14 protein-coding genes and 1 pseudogene are annotated in these 21,124 nt (G+C 62.2%); 2 read left to right on the forward strand and 13 right to left on the reverse strand.

Annotated features, from left to right (window positions below; translation table 11 throughout):
* Positions 1-33 precede the first annotated feature (33 nt).
* The 7 genes and pseudogenes from DEF76_RS19755 to DEF76_RS16605 form a co-directional block, all read right to left on the reverse strand.
* Entirely contained in the window at positions 34-3,243 is a 3,210-nt protein-coding gene (locus tag DEF76_RS19755; RefSeq protein WP_240319044.1) for a site-specific DNA-methyltransferase, read from the reverse strand.
* 59 nt (positions 3,244-3,302) lie between these two features.
* Entirely contained in the window at positions 3,303-4,184 is an 882-nt protein-coding gene (locus DEF76_RS16585) for a hypothetical protein (RefSeq protein ID WP_205216041.1), read from the reverse strand.
* Entirely contained in the window at positions 4,118-4,324 is a 207-nt protein-coding gene (locus tag DEF76_RS19760) for a hypothetical protein (RefSeq protein WP_205216042.1), read from the reverse strand. Before DEF76_RS19760 ends, DEF76_RS16585 begins: the two co-directional genes overlap by 67 nt.
* Positions 4,325-4,448: 124 nt before the next feature.
* A complete protein-coding gene (istB, locus tag DEF76_RS16590; RefSeq protein WP_114912091.1) occupies positions 4,449-5,201 on the reverse strand; it encodes an IS21-like element helper ATPase IstB in 753 nt (250 codons plus the stop codon).
* Positions 5,202-5,222: 21 nt separating this feature from the next.
* Complete coding sequence (gene istA, locus DEF76_RS16595; protein WP_408842839.1) at positions 5,223-6,740, reverse strand: IS21 family transposase; 1,518 nt, start codon at positions 6,738-6,740, stop codon at positions 5,223-5,225.
* 201 nt (positions 6,741-6,941) lie between these two features.
* A pseudogene (locus DEF76_RS16600) lies at positions 6,942-7,428 on the reverse strand (hypothetical protein); the annotation flags it as partial.
* A gap of 63 nt (positions 7,429-7,491) precedes the next feature.
* Complete coding sequence (locus DEF76_RS16605; RefSeq protein ID WP_114913240.1) at positions 7,492-10,641, reverse strand: acetyl-CoA carboxylase family protein; 3,150 nt, start codon at positions 10,639-10,641, stop codon at positions 7,492-7,494.
* Positions 10,642-10,733: 92 nt separating this feature from the next.
* On the opposite strand from DEF76_RS16605, the gene DEF76_RS16610 reads away from it, so the two are divergent.
* On the forward strand, positions 10,734-12,410 hold the full coding sequence (locus tag DEF76_RS16610) for an AMP-binding protein (protein WP_205216043.1): 1,677 nt from the start codon (positions 10,734-10,736) through the stop codon (positions 12,408-12,410).
* On the opposite strand, the gene DEF76_RS16615 is transcribed toward DEF76_RS16610, so the two are convergent.
* Genes DEF76_RS16615 through DEF76_RS16640 form a run of 6 tightly spaced genes read right to left on the reverse strand, consistent with a single transcriptional unit; the run spans position 12,379 to position 20,071 of the window.
* A complete protein-coding gene (locus tag DEF76_RS16615) occupies positions 12,379-13,269 on the reverse strand; it encodes an ABC transporter permease subunit (protein ID WP_114913242.1) in 891 nt (296 codons plus the stop codon). The two genes, DEF76_RS16610 and DEF76_RS16615, sit on opposite strands and share 32 nt — an antisense overlap.
* Complete coding sequence (locus DEF76_RS16620; RefSeq protein ID WP_114913243.1) at positions 13,266-14,228, reverse strand: ABC transporter permease; 963 nt, start codon at positions 14,226-14,228, stop codon at positions 13,266-13,268. The genes DEF76_RS16615 and DEF76_RS16620 overlap by 4 nt, the downstream gene beginning before the upstream one ends.
* Positions 14,229-14,233: 5 nt before the next feature.
* Positions 14,234-15,760, reverse strand: coding sequence for an ABC transporter substrate-binding protein (locus DEF76_RS16625; RefSeq protein ID WP_162800718.1), 1,527 nt, complete (start codon positions 15,758-15,760; stop codon positions 14,234-14,236).
* A gap of 5 nt (positions 15,761-15,765) precedes the next feature.
* A complete protein-coding gene (locus DEF76_RS16630) occupies positions 15,766-16,776 on the reverse strand; it encodes an ABC transporter ATP-binding protein (protein ID WP_114913245.1) in 1,011 nt (336 codons plus the stop codon).
* Positions 16,773-17,741 (reverse strand): ABC transporter ATP-binding protein, encoded by a 969-nt coding sequence (locus tag DEF76_RS16635; RefSeq protein WP_114913246.1) that lies wholly within the window; start codon positions 17,739-17,741, stop codon positions 16,773-16,775. Before DEF76_RS16635 ends, DEF76_RS16630 begins: the two co-directional genes overlap by 4 nt.
* A complete protein-coding gene (locus tag DEF76_RS16640) occupies positions 17,738-20,071 on the reverse strand; it encodes a CaiB/BaiF CoA-transferase family protein (protein WP_114913247.1) in 2,334 nt (777 codons plus the stop codon). Before DEF76_RS16640 ends, DEF76_RS16635 begins: the two co-directional genes overlap by 4 nt.
* Before the next feature lie 284 nt (positions 20,072-20,355).
* On the opposite strand from DEF76_RS16640, the gene DEF76_RS16645 reads away from it, so the two are divergent.
* A complete protein-coding gene (locus tag DEF76_RS16645; protein WP_162800719.1) occupies positions 20,356-21,105 on the forward strand; it encodes an IclR family transcriptional regulator in 750 nt (249 codons plus the stop codon).
* The last annotated feature ends 19 nt before the right edge of the window (positions 21,106-21,124 follow it).

The raw sequence follows: 21,124 nt of genomic DNA on the forward strand, positions 1-21,124 counted from the left end.
TCCTTCCTTATGTTTTTTGCAGGACGGATTTTCCTACACCCCGTACACCTTCATCACCTCATCCCCGAAGTGATTGATCACCTTCACCGCGATCCGCCCGGAGTCCGGGCGGGGGAATGGGCGGCTGACCTCGCGATAGAGGCTCGCCCAGGCGGCTTCGTCGATCTCCGCCTTGAGTGACGTCTTCAGCGCTTTGTAGGGATCGTTCGCGCCGAGGAAATAGGCGTGGCGGACGAAGAAGCTTTCCTCGTCGTAGTCGGTGTCGATGAACCAGGCGGCGATGCCCTTCACGTCGTCGGCGCGGATTTCGCCGGTGTTGGGGTCGAACACGTCGATGCCCTTCACGCGCACGCGCAACTGATCGTCGTCCAGCCGCTCGATGTCGATGTCCGGCTCGCCGAACACCACGAACAGATTGCCCTTGCCGGTGTTCTTGAGGTCGTCGGCCATATGCAGGTCGGGGTTCATCTTCGCCTGCAGGATGTTGAGCGGGCCGAGGCGTGTCAATTCGCTGGCATGGGCGTCATAGGCGAAGGCGCAGGCGACCAGCAGGTCGAAGCGCGCATCCGCGGCCTCGCGCGCGGCGGCGACGAGGTCGGGGCGGGAGAGGGTGCCGAATTCCGGGCCGATGAAGATGGCGGCGCGGCGTTCCACCTGCTTGCCCTCCGGCCCTTCGAGATAGGTTCCCTCGCCGCCGATCCATTTCCCCGGCCAGGGTTGCAGGGCAGTGAAGCGCACGCGGTCCGCCTTGTCGCGGCCCTGCACGCCGGCGGTGCGGAGGTTTTCTAGCACCATGGTGGCGAAGTCGGTGGGCGGGGCGGCTTCCAGCGCGCGGCGGCGCTTCGCGGCGGCGGGGGCGAGTTCCTCTTCGTTGTCCTGCTGGTCGGCCGGGATCACCCGGTGCGGCGAGAGGCTTTCCACGGTGAACGGCCCGGCGACGCGGACGCGGGCTTTGTCCTCATAGGGACGGTCGTAGAGCAGTTCGACATCGGCGGCGCGGGCGATGGAGGCGTCGATTTCGCGCTGGCGGGCGATGCGGGCTTCCCACCAGGCGGCGTGCGCGGCGCGCGCTTCCTCCGGCCAGGCGGGATCGGCCTCGCGGGGGATTTCCCATTCTTCGTATCCCTTTCCCTCCCCCCTGTGGGCCGGGGTTCCCTCCCCCTCGTGGGGAGGGTGGCGCGCAGCGCCGGGTGGGGGGCCGGGTGGGGGTATGCGGCCCCGACCCCCACCCTGGCCGGCTGCGCCGGCCTGTCCCTCCCCACTTCGGGGGAGGGAGTTGTTGAGTTTCTCGCGCAGCGGTTCGAGGGTTTGCTGCCAGCGCTCCCAGATCACGTCGATCTCTGCGTTGTTGGCGATGGATTTCAGCGTGACATGCGGCACGCGTTCATAGACGAAGCCCTGGCGGATATCGCCGTGCGTCGGGCCTTCGGGCGCCGGCCTGCCGGTGATGTCCTGCTCCTTGGCGCGGCCCTCGCGGCTGTCGGCAAGCAGGTAGTAGGGGTAGCGCGCGCTCATCAAGCGCGTGCGGGCGAGGGCGAGGGCAACGCGGCTGGTGTCGATGGTGATCCAGCGGCGGCCCCATTGCTCGGCGACGGTTGCGGTGGTGCCGGACCCGCAAGTCGGATCGAGCACGAGGTCACCGGGATCGGTCGCCATGAGGATGCAGCGGGAGATGACCTTATCGTGGGTTTGCACAACATAGACCTTTGCGTCTGCGAATCCGGCAGCCGTGTCGGTCCAAGTATTCTCCATCTGTTTCATGGAGGAATCAGAAAAATATTGCCGAAAATATACCGAATGACCAAGCCTGAACAAACGGCTAGCCTTGATCAAGCGGCGCATCCCAGGAATGTTCGTCCGCCAACTTTTCCGACCCTGCGATTTTACGACCAGCCCCTCAAACTCGAAATCATAAATGCAGGTCGGCGTATATCCGGAGGATTTCAGATCCGATCTTTTAAAGACGCCCTGGCCGTCCTCAGGAATATCGCGAGCTTTGGAGAAATACCCAGAACCATCGTCGACGTAGGCAAATTCCCGCTCCTCCTTCATCGGCCGATCGAGTTGAATATTACGGTATTTTATCGCATCTTTATTTTTTGCGAACCAGATTACGTAATCATAGACATTCGACAGACCACGAGATCCAAGAGGGGTCAATGCTCTGTACTGTATTTGGGAAAAGAAGTTCTCCGCCCCAAACACCTCATCCAACACCGCCCGCACGCGATGCACATTCTCATCCCCGATCTGCACAAAAATCGACCCGCTCTCCGTCAGCAACTCGCGCGCCACCGTCAGCCGATCGCGCAGATAGGTCAGGTAGGAGTGAATGCCGTCTTTCCACGTATCCCGGAACGCTTTCACCTGCTCCGGCTCGCGCGAGATGTCTTCCCGCTTGCCGTCCTTCACGTCCCGGCTCTCTGTGCTCACCTGCCAGTTGCTGTTGAACTTGATGCCGTAGGGCGGGTCGAAATAGATGCATTGCACCTTGCCGCGTAAGGATTCGCGCTCGGCCAAGCTTGCCATCACCTGCAAGCTGTCACCCAGGATCATCCGGTTCGACCAGTGGGCGTCGTGCTGATAGAACTCGGCCCGCGCATCCGGCGCCACGCCGTTGAAATCGGCGAAGAGATCGGCCATCGGCTCCGGGTCCGCCCGCCGCGCCGTCGCGCGCTGCAGATCGTCGATGATCGCCTTCGGGTGGATCTTCTCCTGGATATAGAGCGGCGGCGCCTGGACGATCAGGTCGGACCAGTCCTGCGTGTCCTTCCCGCGCCAGACCAGTTGCGCATCGCCGATCGCGACCTCGCCAGTCTCGGCCAACTGGCGCACCTGCCCCTGCGTCAGGCGGATGCGCACCCCGTTCCAGATCAGCTGCGGATCCCGGTCCTCATCGCGCGCCCTTGTTTCCCCTTCCGCCAAAGGCCGCGCCCGCGCGTAAGAAACGGAGCCGAACTGTTTCGCGTCTTCCTCGGCATCCAGGAAGGTCTGCAACTCGGCCGTTGGGATATTCTTCCGCCGCGCCTTGTCGTGAACCAGCGTCTCGACGCGCCGGGTTTTCGGTTCTTTCGCCATCAGAATCTTCCTTCTCCCTCCCCCGTGTGGGGAGGGAGAGGGGAGCAGGTCATTTACCAGTTTGGCGAAGTTCTCCTCGATGGCGAAGACATCGCGGAATTCCTCGAATGCCCAGCGGCCAAAGCCGCCGCTATTGTTGACGCCCGGAACCCAGAGGGTGCGCATGGTCTCCGCCTTCAACTGGGCGTCTCCGCCGCGATAGCCTTTGGTCTGCAGGATCAGGGTCAGCGGGTCGTCCCGCCCGTCATCCAGCGCGGATGGCTTTCCAGCACCCGCGCCAGTTCCGCTTCCCAGTCGCTGTCGCAAACAGCGTAATTGACGTGGCAGCGGGTCGGATGGGTCTCATAGACCGTCTTTGTCGTGGTGAAGTTGACGAAGCGGGTTGAACCGCGCGGGTTGTAGGGGTCGAGGATCGCCTTGATCCGCTGCTCGCCCGGCGCGCTGCGCTGGCAGGCGAGGTAGATGCGTTCCACCGCCTTCTCGGCCAATTCCAGATAGGTCACTGCCTCCCGCGGCACGCCCTTGGCCACCAGATAGCCGCCATCCAGCCATTCCCGCACCACGCGCTGCGCTTGCCCGAAGAGATGCACCGGCAGATCGCCGCCTGGGTCGCGCAAACGGGTTTCCAGCAAGCGTTTGGCGAGGTGGTAGGAGATGGTGCTGGGGCGCAGGGTGCGGAACGCATCTTCCGCGTTCAGCTCCACGCCTTCGCCGACGATCCCCTCCATCAGCACCGTGCAGGGGCCGACGATCTCGGGCGTCAGTGTGAGCCGGCTGTCTTCCGTAAACTGCGCGGTCAGGCGCTCTTGCGGCAGATCCACCCGGTAGCCGCCGACGCGCGGGAACACGATCTCCAGCGCCGCGCGGTCACGCATCGCCTGCACCCGCACGCTGCGCTTGGGCGGGGTGACGGGGGCGACGACCGGATCGGCCGCGAAGTCAAACGGGATGCCCAGGATGTCGGCATATTCGACGTTGAACAGGCCTTCCCTGTTCAGCTCGTAGGATTGCCGCCGCAGTCCGCGCCCGACCGTGTTCATCACCTCGCGGAGCAGTTGTTCGTCGGTGATCTGTTCGGCGGCCTTGGCGTCGCCGGTGCGCTCCACCAGGTCGGCTTGAATTGCGCGATCTCCGGGCCGGCCATGTCGCGGAAAGCGGGGTCGAGCGCTTCCCCGGATTCGAGCTGCTCGCTGTCGATCAGCTGCGTGTTGGGGCGTGGGATGCGGATTCCGATGAAGTCGGCCATGCATTCCAACTTGAAGCCGGCCACTGCTTCCGAACTGAAGCCGGCCGGGGTTCCGATTTGAAGCCGGCCACCTGAGCGTCTTCGGTTGGGTCTGGTTGAATGATTATCGTGTCCTTGTTTTGGGTCAAGTTCGGGCGTGGGCCGGTGCCGGATCGCGCTTTTTACGGAGGCTCTCGCCGGTGAGTTCGATGCGGTAGGCGTTGTGGACGAGGCGGTCGAGGATGGCGTCGGCGATGGTGGGATCGCCGATGATTTCGTACCAGCGCTCGACCGGCACTTGGCTGGTGATGATGACGGAGCGCATCTCGTGGCGGTCATCGATAATTTCCAGCAGATCGCGGCGTTGGTCCGCGTTCAGGGTCTCGGGGCCCCAATCGTCCAAAATCAACAGGTCGAGCCTGGCGATCTGGCGCAGTGTTCTGGCGTAACGGCCATCGGCGCGGGCCAGCGCCAGGGCAGAGAACAGCCGCGACACCCGGTGATAGGCGGTCGAGAGATCCTCGCGGCAAGCCTTCTGGCCCAGCGCGCAGGCCAGCCAGCTTTTGCCGACCCCGCAGGGGCCGGTAATGAGCAGATTATGCCGGGCGCGCACCCAGTCACAGCTGGCGAGTTTCAGGAACTGTGCCCGGTCGAGGCCGCGCGGGGCGCGGTAATCGACATCCTCGACGCTGGCGGACTGGCGCAATTTGGCCGCGCGGGCGCGGCTCTCGAAGCGTTTCTGCTGTCGCAACGTGGCCTCGTGCTCGAGCAATAAAGCCAGCCATTCGCCATGGGCCAAACCGGCAACCTCCGGCCGGGCGTCGAGGTCCTTGAAGGCTTTGGCCATGCCGTGCAGGCCGAGTTTGTGCAGCAGGTCGAGGGTCGGGTGGGTGAGCATGCTTGTTCCTTTCAGTGGAAATCAGTGAAAATATTCGGCGCCGCGCAGATTGCTGTGGGTCAGCACCGCCTGCGCCTCATCTGGCGGGCTGGCCGTCTGGTCGAGCTTGCTGGCGATGATCGAGGCAATGCTCTTGTAGTTGAACGCGCCAAAGGCGACCGCTCGGGCCGCCACCGCCTCGGCGCGCGGACGGTCCAACTCCTTGAACAGCCGCAGGATGCCAAGGCATGTCCGAAACCCCTGTTCCGGATGCGGCCGGTTGGCGAGGATGGCGATGATCAGCCCCTCGGTCTGCGGGCCGATCGATGCGCCCCATGAGCGGAACCGCTCCGGCGTCCATGCGGCGTAGCGCCGGTGCGCGCTCGGCATATGCTCAGGGGCAGTGCCGTGCCTTGGACCGCCATAGCGGCGCTGATGCACCGCGACCCGCTTGCCTTGGTGGAAGATCTCAACCATCCGCTCGGTGGCGCGGGTATCGACTTGCTGGCGGATCAGCTGATGCGGCACCGAGTAGAAAAAGCCGCAGACCTCGACATGATAATCCAGCGAGACGCGGGCAAAACCCCACTCCGCAAACTCATGGTCGGTCTCTGGCAATGCCGCCAAAGCCTGGCGTTCGATCGTCTCGAACAAATGCCGCCGGCTGACGCCGAGCCTGCGCATGACATGCGCGTTGATCCGCTCCACCATGCCGGCAATCGCCTGGTTGGCTTCAGCCAGAGAGAAGAAAGTCTGCTGGCGCAACCGGCCCAGAATGTAGCTCTGGGCAAAGCGGACACCGGCTTCCACCTTCGCCTTGTCCTTCGGGCGCCGCGGCCGGGCCGGCAAAACACCAACACCGTAATGCGAGGCCATCCGGCCATAGCTCAGGTTGATCTCTGGATCGTAGAACGACGCCTTGTTGACGCCGGACTTCAGATTATCCGGCACGATCAGCCGCGGCACGCCGCCAAAAAACCGGAACATGCGGCTATGCGCGCCGATCCAATCCGGCAGCGTCTGGGTCCAGCTCGCCTCCGCGTAGGTGTAGTTCGACGCGCCCAGCACCGCGACAAAAATCTCCGCCATGCGCACGATGCCAGTTGCGGGATCGGTGATGCCCAACTTTTTGCCGGAATAATCGACGAACACCTTGTCGCCCGCCCGGTGCTCCTGGCGCATGACCGGTGACAGCCGTGCCTCGAACTCCCTGAACAAATCGCAGAACCGGCTGTAGCTGTACCCTTCCGGATGCCCGGCGCGATATTCCTCCCACAGCACCATCAGGTTCACGCCCGGGCGCTTGAGCTCGCAGACCAGCTCGCTCCAGACCGGCTCGGCGCGCCGGCGCACCCCCCGCGGCGCGCCGCTGCGGGCAAACAGCCGCTCCTCCAAAACCGCATCACTGAGGTCGGCCGGCAACGGCCACGCCAGCCCCGCTGCCTGCGCCCGCTTCAGATTGTCCTGGATCGTGCTCCGCGCCACGCCCAGCATCCGCCCCATCGCCCTGGCGCTGATGCCGTCACTGGCCAGCCGTAAGGTTTGTCGTATCTGCCGCATCGTCAGCTCTCTCTTCGCCGGCATCCAGCCCTCCTCGTTGATGGTAACGAGAGGACAGTTGCCCGAGTTGCTGACCCAGCCGAAAACGCTGAAAAATCCCCGCCAGGTGGCCGGAATTAAATCGGAATGGTGGCCGGCTTCAAATCGGAACGCTGGCCGACATCAAATCGGAATCCCCGGCCGGCTTCCGTCGGAATCTGCACGTGGGAGGCGCTGGTGGTGCTGGTCGTAGTTCTGAAACAGAGAGAGATGCCCGCGATGTTTCACCTCCGGCTCGTCGTCTTCCCCCGGTCGCTCGAAGCCGGCGATCCATTCATACACCAGCCGCGAGGTCGCGGTGTTGTTGCAGACCACGATGAACACCGGCGGCACGTCGATCCCCGCGCGCTCCCACGCCTCCGAGGTTTTGTCGTAGTGGCTGTAGAGGAGCGTGATAGTTGGTCAGCACAATCTTGCCCTTGCCGAGCTCGGGCAGCATGTCGGCCGGCACCAATTCGCGCTTCGCGTAGTAGGCATCAGGATCGTCGGGCAATAGCACCCGCAGCCGGTCACGGATGGTGATGCCGGGGGTGATGATCAGGAATCCGCGGCTGAACAGCGCGCTGTTCGGGCTGCGAACGCCGTTGACGGTCTGCCAAGCGATCAGCATGGCCATCACCGTGGTCTTGCCGGCCCCGGTTGCCATCTTGCGCCGCGCGGTACTCGGCGACGCCATCCTGGCCAACTTCCTCGTCAAAGAATGCGATGGCTTTCACCAGGGGTCAATGAAGCGACGCTCCCGCAGGCCATGCTTCCCCCCTGCCATCGTGGCCTTCTGCCCGCGCGCGAGCCAGGCGCGGGTTTCGGCGGGGTCGATCACCGCGTCGATCTCAAGAAACGACGCCATATTGATCGCTTTCCCCTCGGTATAGAGACGCTCCACCAGATTTTCGAACAATGCCTGGCGTTCCGCCACATCCGCCACCGCGTCGAGTTCGCGGCGATATCCCAACCGCACGGCACCCTCGAGACCCATGCCACCGAACTCCGCGCTCGGCCACGCGGCGGTGAAGATCGTTTCATGAAACCCACCGCCCGCCATCGCCATGGCGCCAAGCCCGTAGCCTTTGCGCGTCACCACACAGAACAGCGGCACGCGGAGCGCCGCCCCCACTACGAACATGCGGCAAACATGGCGCACCTGAGCGGTGCGTTCTGTCTCCGGCCCAACCATGAAGCCCGGTGTGTCACAAAGACTAACCACGGCCAAGCCATGCGCATCGCATAGTTGCAAAAATCGTGCGGCCTTGTCAGCGCCCGGCGCATCGATGGCTCCGCCGAGATGGAGTGGCTGATTGGCGATTAATCCAAACGGCTCGCCCGCGATGCGGATGAGCGCGGTGATCATGCCTGGTCCAAAATCGCCGCGCAGCTCGAGAATGGAGCCCTCATCGGCCAACAACGCAATCAGCGCGCGCATGTCATAGGCGCGCTTGCGGTCCTCGGGCACGGCTTCGCGCAGCCGACGTTGGTCGGGGACTGTGCCTTCCGTTGACACACCATTAAAATAGGACAGGTACTTTCTCGCCGCGGCAACCGCCGCCGCCTCGTCAGCCACGACAAGGTCGATGACGCCGTTCGGCGCCTGAACCGCAACCGGCCCAACCTCTTCCGGGCGAACAACGCCGAGCCCGCCGCCTTCAATCATTGCCGGCCCACCCATGCCGATGCTGGCATCCTTGGTCGCGATGATGACATCGCAGCAGCCGAGCAGCGCAGCATTGCCCGCAAAGCAGAAGCCCGCAACCACACCGATGAGCGGCGCTACGCCGCTGAGGGAGGCAAAGCGAGCGAAAGTCGTAAGATCGAGACCGGCAACCCCCATCACGTCGGTATCACCCGGCCGTCCGCCGCCGCCTTCGGCGAACAGCACCAGGGCTAGGCGCTGTTCGGCGACGACCCGGAGCAGTCGATCGGTTTTCTTATGGTTGAGAAATCCCTGCGTGCCAGCAAGAACTGTGTAATCATAGGCAAGCACAGCGCAACACCGTCCCTCGACCGCACCGATGCCAGCGACCAGACCATCAGCCGGGGTCGTGCGGATCAATTCCTCCAGCGGCCGGCGACGACGCTGCGCGGCAAGTGCAAGCGGGCCGTACTCGCTAAAACTTCCCGGATCTAAGAGATCAGCGAGATTCTCCCGAACCGTTCGTTTGCCCCTCTGGTGCCGCCGCGTCACCGCTTCGGGGCGCGCCGCATCTCGTGTCGCGTCATGCCGTGCGATGACCTCGGCGAGATCGCGGCGGATACGCTCGGGATCAAACACCGGCCCAACAGCGGACTCTCTTTCGCCCTCCGACGCCTCGAGCCAGGCGACCACTGCCCCCTCGCGCAGCAACTCTCCTGGCCTCACGAGCACCGCTCTCACCACCCCGCTACACGACGCGCAGGCGGCGACCTGCATCTTCATCGCCTCGAGCAGAACAAGGCTGTCACCCAAATTTACTTTCTCCCCCACGATTGCAGCCACCGTGACCACGGTCCCGGTTATCGGCGCAAGAAGGGGAATCAAGCCGTCTCGTGCTGTCTCTTGTGCCGGCTCAGTGATGTTAAGTTCGCTCGCACGTTCCTCAATAAAGCGGGTATGGACGTCGTTGGCGATCACCTCAGGCATCGCAAGCAAATGCTGAAGAAAAGAAATATTTGTACTTATTCCGGTTATACGAAACTCACCGAGCGCCCGGCGTGCGCGGCGCATTGCCTGGTCGCGAGTCTCGCCGAGCACTATGAGCTTGGCAAGAAGACTGTCAAAAGCCGGCGATGGCGCATAGCACTCAGCGATCGCATGATCGACCCGCACCCCAGGGCCGGATGGCAATTCGAGATCCCTAATCGTCCCACTCGCCGGTTGTGCCATGCCAGAGGCTGCCATCGCCTCCCCATTGATACGCAGCTCAATGGCGAAACCCCGCAAGGCCGGCGGCACAGCGAGACCGATGGCATCGAGAGTCGCCCCCTCCGCGAGCTCAAGCTGCACCCGCACCAGATCAATCCCGCTCACCATTTCCGTAACGGTATGTTCAACCTGAAGCCGTGGATTGACCTCGAGAAACCAGAAATCATTTTCACCGCGAAGGAATTCCCAGGTGCCGAGACCGCGATAACCAACCGCACGCGCCATCTTGCACGCCGCTACGATGAGCGGCTCACATCCGTCGACGGGCGCGCTCTCCACCAGCTTCCGATGGTGGTGTTGCAGACTGCACTCACGCGCGCCAAGCGCCACCACATCACGGCCGTCGCCGATGATTTGCACCTCGACATGGCGCGCCCGCTCGCCAAGCCGTTCTGCATAGACTTCTGAATTGCCGAATGCCGCGGCGGCTTCCGTCGCACATATCTCCCAAGCTTGCTTGAGTTGGTCGTGACGACGGACAATCCGCATGCCACGACCACCCCCGCCCGCGACCGCCTTGAGCATGATCGGGCCCTTACCCAGGAGCGCTTCTGCTTCCGCCTGCGTCCCCACAGCCTCAAGGACCGGTACACCGCATTCGATCGCATGCTGGCGGGCGCGGTTTTTATCACCAAAAATGCGGAGTATCTCCGGCGATGGCCCAACAAAGAGCAGTCCGGCGCCAGCGCAGCCTTCGGCAAATTGCGCATTTTCACTGAGAAACCCCCAGCCCGGATGCAGCGCATCGGCGCACATTTGTCTCGCCGACGTCAGGATTGCGTCGGCATCGAGATAGGCCGCTGGGCCCGCCCCCGGCAGCGCAATGGTTTCGTCGGCGGCGCGCAGATAGGGCGCGTCCGAATCGTCGGCTGCATAAAGGGCAATCGTGTGGATGTCGCGCTCGGCCGCGGCGCGGGCGATGCGCACCGCGACTTCGCCGCGGTTAGCGATCAACAGCTTCCGCATTTCCTTCGTTCCTCCCCGTCATCCGACGTAGCCAGATCCCACTGATGGCGATAGAGTGCTAGTCTTGGCACAACAAATCAATGAGGAAACCCATGTCTGATATCGCGAGCGCGTATGCGCGCCTCATCGAGGCCAATTGGCCCGCGCAGTTGCCGCGCGAACCGTTTTACCCGATTGGTAAAGTACCCCTGACCGCCTATCTCCGGCATTGGGCAAAGCTCAAGCCCGAAGCGCCCGCGATTTTGTTCTATGGGACAGAGATTTCCTGGCGAACGCTTGACCATCTCTCGGATCTACTCGCTGCCCTGCTGGCAAGGGAGGGAGTCAAGCCCGGCGACCGCGTCGCTGTCTGTCTTCCCAATTGTCCACAATATACCATCTCCTATCTCGGTATTCTCAAGGCTGGCGGGATCGTTGTGCCGATCAATCCGCTCGTCAAAGCCCTCGAATTTGCGCATTATCTTCATGATAGCGGCGCCTCCGTGCTGATCGTGCAGGATCGTCTATTCGAGACCGCCGCGGCGGCGGGTTTGCCAGCGTGTGTGCTCGTAACTAGCCTCAGCGATTTTCTCCCTCCGACGCCGGCCTACGCTATCCCGCCTGGTCTTGATGCGCCACGACTGGTGCCCGTCGGTACACGCGATCTCCTGCAGACGCTCCACGCCGAAACCGCGCGACCGCCCAATCCTGCCCTCGATTGGGATAGCATCGCCGCACTGAACTACACGGGCGGGACAACCGGCTTGCCAAAAGGCTGCGTACATACGCATGGCGATAAGGTCTATACGGCGGCTTGCGGCAATACATTTCTTACGATCGGCTCGGGAGATGCGCCGATGCTCAATTTTCTGCCAATGTTCTGGATCGCCGGAGAGGATGGCGGATTGTTGATGCCGGTAGTCTCTGGACGTGCGATTGTGCTTATGACACGGTGGGATCCTGGCGCCACCCTCGCCGCGATCGCCCATTATCGCGTCAGCACCGTGCATCTACTTGCCGACAGCGCGGTCGATATCCTGAACCATCCGGAAGCGCGCCGCACCGATCTTTCCTCGCTCCGCGACGTCACTGTCTCCTCCCTGATGAAAGTGCTTGATCCCGAACTACGAAGGCATTTTCGGGCGCTCACCGGCTGCACGTTGCGTGAGGCAGCCTATGGCATGACAGAGACCAATACCATGGATACTTTCACCTATGGATTTCAGAACAACGACCGCGATCTCGCTGCCGATCCTGTATTCGTCGGGCTCCCGATGCCGGGAACCGTGTTTCGCATTACTGAGTTCGAGACCGGCGCAGATTTGCCATTTGGCGAGGCAGGCGAAATCCGTATCCACTCACCGTCTCTTTTGAAGTCCTACTGGAACAAGCCTGAGGCGAGCGCCGAGGCACTCGGCGACGGTTGGCTCCACAGCGGCGATATCGGACGCATCGATGAATGGGGATGCCTACACTATCTTGGACGGCGTAAGGAAATGTTAAAGGTCAACGGGATGAGCGTATTTCCGACCGAAATCGAAATGCTGCTCGCGCGCCATCCGGCAATCGCCGCAAGCGGCGTCGTAGGCCGCACGGATGCCAAACGCGGCGAAGTTCCGGTTGCTTTCGTGCGGCTTATTACCGGCGCCCGTGCCAATGCCGACGATATCACCGCCTGGTGTCGTGAGAACATGGCAACCTATAAAGTTCCCGAAATACGCTTGGTGGACACCCTACCGATGACAGCCACCGGCAAAGTTAAACGCGCCGATCTGGCAAAACTGTTGTAGCTGGATTGGCGTCGATAAAATCGCCGCTCGGGTTCTCACGTGGATCAAGCGCGGCACGCAGCGCTTCCCCGAGGCGGTTGAAGGCGAGCGATGTAAACACAATCGCCAATCCCGGCGCATACATTTGCTCGGGGGCGATCTCCATGTAGGCATAGGCGCGGGCCAGCATCGCCCCCCAGCTCGGCGCCGGCGGCTGCGCGCCGAGACCAAGAAAACTCAAGCTCGCTTCGGCCAAAAGGGCCTGGGCCAGTAGTAAGGTTATTTGTACGATTAGCGGCTCGGCGACATTGGGTAGGATATGCCGGCGCAGTAGGTAGAGTGTACTCGCCCCAAACCCGCGCGCTGCCTCGACGTAGGGTTCTGCGCGCACCAACCTCGTCTCTGCGCGCGCGAGGCGGGCTAGGACCGGGGCAAAGACCACACCAACCGCGATCATGCCATCGATCAAGCCAGCACCCAGCGCCCCAGTGATCCCAACCGCTAAGATGATTGCCGGAAACGACAGCATGGCATCAATAATACGGCCAATCAACATGTCGATCCAGCCGCCGGCAAATCCAGCCAGCAATCCCAGCGGCACGCCGATCAATGCCGCGACGGAAACGGCAAGAAGACTTGCCGTGAGTGCGACCGGGCTGCCATAAATCAAGCGACTCAGTACATCGCGGCCCAGGTCGTCAGTACCAAGCCAATGTTGCGCATTCGGCGGAAGCAATATCTCGGCGGGATTTTGCACCGTCGGCGAAGCGGGGGCGAGCCAAGGCGCGAGGAAGCCAAGCACCACCAAGCCCGTCAGCCAAAGCATAGCCAAAGCCGCTATCGGTTGACGCCGCATTCGTTGGGATAGGCCACGTATCATGGTCCAACCGACCGCCGTCCACGTGGATCGATCCAACCGATGACAAGATCAACGAGTAAGTTGCTTACGATTACCAATAGCGCCATCACCAGCACAACGCCTTGGACCATTGGGAAATCCTTGCCGACGGCAGCTTCGACCATCGTGCTGCCGATCCCTGGAATGGCAAACACCGTTTCGATCACGACAGTCGCACCGAGCATGCGGTTGAACAGCAAAGCGACCAGGGTTAGCAAGAGTGCTGCAATATTTCTCATCCCGTGCCGCCAAACGATCGCCGCTGCCGGCAGTCCCTTGGCGTGCAAAGTGCGTACGAAGGGCGCGCGCAGCACGAAAGTTAGCGCACCGCGTACCTGGCGCGCGACCTCTGCCATGCCGCCAGCCGCTAATGCCAACGCCGGCAGTGTGGCATGACGTAACGCTTGCGACGGATTGTCGCGCAGCGGCACTGCGCCAGTCGCCGGAAGCCAATGCAGATCGATCGCAAACAACGCAACCAATATCATCGCCAGCCAGAAGTTTGGCAGTGCGACACCGAGTGCGGCAAGCGCAGAAACCGCACCATCCATGATCGAGCCGGCATGTGTCGCGGCCAAAATGCCGAGAGGGATACCGAGAACCAGCGCGAAACCTATCGCCAGAACTACAATAAATAGGCTGAGCGGTAGCTTTTCCGCGATCGCCTGCGCAACCGGCATGCCAGACAATAGCGAGTGCGAAAGATCTCCATGCAACACGCCATTCAGCCAAACGAGATACTGCACCGTGAGCGGACGGTCGAGGCCGGTCAGATGACGGATCTCAGTGATGCGCGCAGCCGAGGCGTTTTCCCCGGCCAGCGTCACTGCCGGATCGCCGGGTACGAGATGCAGCAAAGCGAATACCAAAAGCGTCGCCAACAGCGCCGCCGGCACCATTGCCGCGACCCGTTGAGCGAATTCACGCCACGCGCCCGCCATCGCGTTCAGCCGCTCAGGAAAACATCATCAAACCGCGGCTTGCCGAGCAATGTCGGCTGCCAGCCCTGCACCTTCGTGGTGTGCGCCACGAGCTGCGATTGGAATAGAAGCGGCGCGCAAAGCGCTTCATCGATAACAATCTTCTGCACCGTCGCAAAGGCTCCTTTGCGGACATTGGGTGCCTCGCTCACACGTGTCGCCGCGAGCGCGTCCTCAAGCCCTGGCGTCTCAGCGCCGCCGGGATTAAAATAACCGCTCTTGCCAAACATCAGCGCGTAGCTGAGCGAGGGATCAGGTCGACCAGTCCAGGCCGCGAGCAGCATATCGCCGATTTTTCCCGAGAAAAACTGGCCAGTGATCTCCGGTAACGCACCACTTTTCATGCGCAAAGTAATACCAGCGGCTTTCATCTGCTCAATCAAAATCTCGGCACGCTGCTGCGATGCCTGGTCGTTGTACGCCATAAGATCAAGAGTAATGCCGTCGCGATATCCGGCTTCAGCAAGCAGTGCACGAGCGCGCACCGGATCGTGCGTATAGTGCCCGGCGAGCGTTGCATCGTACGCCCAGTGCTCTTTAGGCAAAAGCATATCGGCGATCTGATAGAGATCGAGCGCGGAAGCTTGGTCAAATGTTTTTCGGTCAATCGCATAATTGATCGCTTGACGAACCCGCGCGTCAGCCATTGGCCCGCGGCCATAGTTGAAAAACAACAATTGGCAGAACAAGGTTGGGGAAGCCGAGGTGACGAGATCACGACTGCGGCGCGCGAGCATCATTTGCTGCGGTGTCAAAGCATAGATGAAATCATTCTCGCCGGTTATTACCGAACGAAGCCCCGTCTGCAAATCCGAGATCAGGGCAAAGCGGATACCGTCAAGATAAGGGCGGCCCGGTTGCCAGTATTTTTCGTTGCGGGCATAAACCGTACGATCCTTGTCACGCCATTCAACGAAGCGCATCGCCCCGGCCCCGACTGGATTGCGATCGAAGGCTTCACCGTACTTCTCGAACGCCGTAGGTGATACCATCATTCCGGCGCGATCTGAGAGTACGAGCGGCAAGGCGGTATCCGGCCGCTTGAGGTGCAGCACGACCTGCTGTGTGCCGCGTGTTTCAACAGCATCAATGGCATCGACATCGGCTTTGATATTCGAACGTGGATAGCTACGCACGCGATCGAGATTGTATTTGACAGCCGCCGCATCGCATGCCGTGCCGTCATGGAACAGCACAGCGGGGCGAAGATCAAGAACGAGCGTTTTTGAATCAAGGAAAGTCCATGAGGTGGCGAGACGGGGACGCGCCGTTAGTGTCGTGAAATCATAATCGATCAGCGTGTCATAGAGCGGATAGAGCTGCACGTGATCCTCGCCCGAGCGTCCGGTCGCCGGATCGAATGACGTGATGTCGCCGTATGCCGAAATCCGAAGCACGCCACCTGGCCTCGGTGCCTCCGCTGCGGCCTGGCGCAAGCGCGCCGCAGCGAATGTCGCCGCCGCACCCAAGAAGACTCTCCGTCCGAACGACATGGTAGTCATCCTCCCCTTGTTTCTGCCGAAATCGGCCGCGGTTTGGCGTAATGGCACGCTACAAAATGCCCTGGTGCAAGCTCACGCCATTCCGGTGGCGCAGCCGCGCAGCCGGCATCGGCCTCAGGACAGCGGCTACGAAAGCGACAGCCCGAAGGCGGTGCGACGGGGCTCGGCATCTCGCCCGTAAGCGCCCGCGGTCTTGATCGCTTGGATGTTGTAAAACGTGGTTCGGCGTCGAGGAGAGCGGCGGTATAGGGATGTAGCGGCACAGCCATCAGCGCCTCAGCCGGGCCGAATTCCATAAGTCGACCAAGATACATGACCGCAATGCGATCAGCGATATGGCCCACCACACTGAGATCATGCGTAATGAAGATCAGGCTCAAATTAAACTGGCGCTGCAGATCAATCAGAAGATTGAGAATGCCGGCCTGTACTGAAGGGTCGAGCGCGGAGACGATTTCATCGCACACCAATAAAGCCGGCGAAAGCGCCAGCGCGCGCGCGATATTTACCCGCTGTTTCTGCCCGCCCGAGAGTTCGTGCGGATGCGAGTTCAGCAACGAGGTCGGCAACTCAACTGCATCCAGCAAAGAAGAGACCCGCGCAGCGCGCGTTGCGGGTGTTCCCTCGCCAGCGATATCGAGAGGCTCATGGAGGCTCGCGCCGATAGTCTGACGTGGATTGAGTGCGGCGTGCGGATCCTGGAAAACCATTTGGAAACTGCGGCGATGCCGACGCAAGGCTGATCGCGACAAGCTAAAGGGGTCTCGCTCGTGATGGCGTAGAATGCCTCCGGATAGGCGCTGGAGGCAGACCAATGCACGACCCAGCGTGGATTTGCCTGAACCAGATTCACCAATAAGACCAAAAATCTCGCCGCGGGCAACCTTGAAGCTTACGCCATCGACCGCCTTTAGCGTCTCACCGTGCCGACCGAGCGGGAAATGGACTGAGAGATTTTCCGCGGCCAGAATGGGAGAGCAACTATTTCCAGGCGCGCTCAAGATCATATCACACCATTCAAAATAATCTCATCCTGTCGGACACAACGCGCTTTGTGCCCTTGCGCTGAGGTAAGCGAAGGCGGATGAGCGCATGCTGTCGTACGAAAGTCGCAACGCGGTGCAAATCTGCAGCCCTCAGGCATCGCCCCCGGCGGCGGCACCCGGCCAGCAATGGCGGCGAGCTTCGATTTCCGCGGCGCAAGGCGCGGCATGGCGTGCATCAGACCGGCGCTGTAGGGGTGACGGGGGCAGCGTAACAGCGCTTCGGTGCGCGCATCCTCAACAATTTCGCCGGCATACATGGTAAGAATACGTGTGCAAAGATCAGCGACGACGCCGAGATCGTGGCTGATGAATAAGAGTGCGGTGCCGTTGCGATCGGCGAGATCAACGAGCAAATCCAGAATTTGCGCTTGCACAGTAACATCGAGTGCAGTGGTCGGTTCATCGGCGATCAGGAGACGCGGCGCGCAGCAGAGCGCGATTGCAATCAGCGCACGCTGGCGCATGCCGCCGGAAAGTTCGTGGGGATAGGCGGAAAAACGCTGCGTCGGGGCTGGAATGCCCACTTTATCGAGCATCTCGATCGCCTGCGCGCGTGCCGCCCGCCGTGACAGCCGCTGGTGCGAGCGCAGCGTCTCGACAATCTGCTCGCCGACGGTAAAGACCGGATCGAGCGCCGTCATGGGTTCCTGAAAGACCATGGCGATATCGCGGCCGCGAATGCGGCGCCAAGCCGCCTCATCGCGAGCCGGGAGATCACGTCCGTCAAATATTGCCCGGCCCTCACGGCGCGCGCCGGACGGCAACAGGCCGAGCAGCGCAAGTCCGGTAATGCTCTTGCCACAGCCGCTTTCACCTATGAGCCCGACGCGTTCTCCAGATGCGATGTCGAAAGTGATATCCCGCGTCAGCGCCACCGGCCCCAGCCGGACACCAAGCCCCGCGACCGAGAGTAGCGGCGGCGTCATCCCACACGCTCTTGGGCTGCACGGGGGCGTGGTGGCAGAGCTTCTGTTCCGATGACATCGCGCGCGCGCAGCAATGCGAGGCAGGCGTCATCGATGCCGAGTTTTTCTCGGAGCACGGCTTCGGTATCGGCGCCCAACGTCGGCGCCGGCTGCCGCACGGGCAACGGGATGCCGTGTTCGCGGATCGGCAGCGAGGCTTGGGGAAAGCGACCGATCCATGCCCGCTCGACCCATTGCCAGAAGCCGCGTGCGACGAGATGGGGATCGGTGAAGAGATCGAAAGGCGCACGCGCAACGCCGGCGGCGACGCCCGCGTGCTGCAACTCAGCCATGGCGGCATCAGCGTCGCGGCGGGCCGTCCAGGCGCTGATCGCGGCTTCGAGTTCTGCCGCGCGCGCGCGGCGCGCCGACAGCGCCAGCACGGCAAGATCTGCGCGACCGATCACCTCGGCGCAGGCCCGCCACATCGGGTTATCGACAATGCTGAGCGCAAGCCATGCATCGTCCCCAGCGCAGCGAAACAGTCCTTGCGGCGCAAGCACGGGATGTCGGTTGGCCGCGCGCGGCACCTCCACCCTCCGGCTCGCGCCCATAAGCCAGGGCGCGAGATGTGGCAGCAAACATTCCACCTGGGCAAGATCTATCCATTGCCCCTCACCGGTTGCAGCGCGATGGCGGAGCGCTACCAGCACAGCGCTCGCGCCGTTGAGACCGGCAATGGCATCGCCATAGGCGATATGGCTCATCGTCGGCGAGGCATCCGGCGCGGGCAGGAGCGTTGGCAAGCCCGAAGCCTGTTCCAGCGTGGACCCATAGGCGCGTAGATCGCGACGGTCGCTGTCGGCGCCGAACGCGCACATCGAGAGCATCACGAGCGAGGGATTGACAGCGCGAAGCGCCGCATAGTCGAGCCCGAGTTTCGGCAGCACGTCGGCGGCGTAATTTTCGATGACCACGTCGGCTTTGGCGACTAGGCGCTTGATGAGCGCCACGCCCTCGGCAGTGGTGAGATCGAGGGTGATGCCCCGCTTGTTACGGTTAAGAGCATTGAAGCGCCCGGTTTTTTCGTAACGCCGCTCAGCAAAGACCGCCGGGCGATGATCGACGCCGCGCCACCAGTCGGGGTAGCGGCAGGCCTCGACCTTGATCACCTCAGCTCCGAGATCAGCCAGCATGCGGCTGGCGAGCGGCCCCGCCCAGCCCATCGAGAGATCGATGATGGTCATATTCGCGAGTGGCGTCGCCGCATGCGCGGCGATTGTCGTCGCCACGCCGGGACGCATCGTCGCGGGTTCTACCCCGCTCACGCGGCCGCCGCGGCGTGGTGGCGTCGCACACAAACGGAGTGGCGAACCTGGACCAAGAAAAGACACGCCGTCAGCATTATGGATCGGCACGATTGCACCGCGCGCGACCAGCGCAGGATCGGTCAATAGCGCCTCCAGCGTCGGCACCGCGATGATGGGCAATCGCCGTGCCCGGCCTTCGGCACACCAATAAGCGGCGGGCTTTTCGGCAAGCTTGGGCACGAAGCGCGCCTCAAGCCGCGCCGCCTGCGCCAAGCGCTCAGCGCCGGTGACGAGAGTGGGATCGTTCGCGAGATCCTCGAGCCCGAGCAGCCGGCAGAACGTGGCCCACTGCGCCGGCGTCACCAATGTCACACCAATCCAGCCATCGGCGGCACGATAGATGCCGAGCGGATAGGTCGGGGTGAAACGGTTACGCCCAATACGCGGCTGCCGCACGCCCTGCATCCAGGAATCCGCGGTCTGCAATTCGGCAAGCGCGATCGCCGCTTCCTGAACACTGACTTCGACAATTCGTGTCTCGCCTGCCGTGCCCGCCAGCAACACGGCGAGGGCTGCCGAAAATGCAACGAGGCCGCCGACGATCGCGGCCTGGAAATCCGAGATGGCAAGCGGCGGCCCTTCCATCGAACCAACCGGCTGAACGAGACCAGCGAGCGCGCGGCAGACGAGATCGCTGCCGCGAAATTCGGCATAGGGGCCGCTACGACCAAACCAAGTGACATCGATGAGAGCTGGTGCGGGCTGCGCATGTGCGAGTTCTGCCAGTGCGGCGCGATCAAGCGCACCTGCAATACAGAGGTCAAAGCCGCCGGGCACACCATCGGCCGCTGCTATCCGGCGTTTGCCGAAATTTAGAAAAGCCTCGGCAGCGCGATCATAATCTCCGTCCGCCACCGTGTGATTTGCGGGGACGATTTTGGTCACCTCGGCGCCGAAATCGGCGAACAGCCGCGCGCCATAGCCAGCCGCCGACAAATCACCGCATTCGAGGACGCGTATTCCCGCAAGGGCTTCTGGCACCCGTTTCTCCCAGACTTGTCGTTTTTATCCCGCTTGGCGGCACTTTGGCGCCAAAGCAGGTATTTAAAGCTTGTCTTGATGGGGAGGATAAACCTAAAATCAGCGAACAACAAGCAGAATTAAATTCCGCATAGCGGAACTAAAGGAAGTCCGTTTCGTAGATTGAGCGTAGGGAGTGGCGCCGTGCGGCGCATCAGATGAAGCCTCAGTCCTCACGCGTCACATCAGCCGGGCAATCCCGCGGCAATGCTGGGCCACGGGAAGCGGTCCCCGATCGTGAATTCGTGAACGCCGTGGCGCGCGCGCTTGCCATTTTGCACAGCTTCGATGGCGCCGAGGTGGTGCTCGGCAATCACCAGATCGCGGCACGCACCGGTCTTGCGAAATCCACCGTCGCGCGTCTCACTCATACTTTGCTCCGGACCGGCCATCTCGCGCGGGTGCCCCACGGCGACGGCTATCGTCTCGGTATTGGCACGCTGACATTTGCTAGCACGGCATTGCGGGGTCTGGAGTTGCGCCGGGTTATCCGTGGCTGTCTCGCCGAGATTGCCGCCCTCGTGCCCGGCACGATCGGGCTTGCCGCACGTGATGGGCTGGAGATGGTCTATCTCGACTATGCCCGGGCCGCACATGTGTTGAGCCTGCATTCCACCATCGGCTCGCGGGTGCCGCTCGCCGAGACTGCCGCCGGGCGCGCCTGGATCATCGCTCAGCCGCGATCCGAGCAAGAAAACGTGTTGGCCTCGCTCGCGGAACGCGACGCTGCAGCGGCGCGCGCGCTCAGCACTTGGCTTGACGATTATCGGAGTCGCTTCACGCGCGATGGCTACGTCATTTCGTGCGGTGCGTGGAACCCTTACGTCAATGGAGTTGGCGTCCCAGTATTTTTTCCCACCTATGGGGCAACAATGGTGCTTGTCGCGGGCGTGCTCGCAGCGGAATATGATCGGGAGCGGCTTGACCGCGAAGTGGCGCCGCTACTGCGTGATCTTGCGACCCGGCTCGCCCGTCTTGAAGATCAAATCAAATGACGTTTGTATAGCGGGAGGT

It is taken from the genome of Acidibrevibacterium fodinaquatile (assembly GCF_003352165.1).
Classification (GTDB): Bacteria; Pseudomonadota; Alphaproteobacteria; order Acetobacterales; family Acetobacteraceae; genus Acidibrevibacterium; species Acidibrevibacterium fodinaquatile.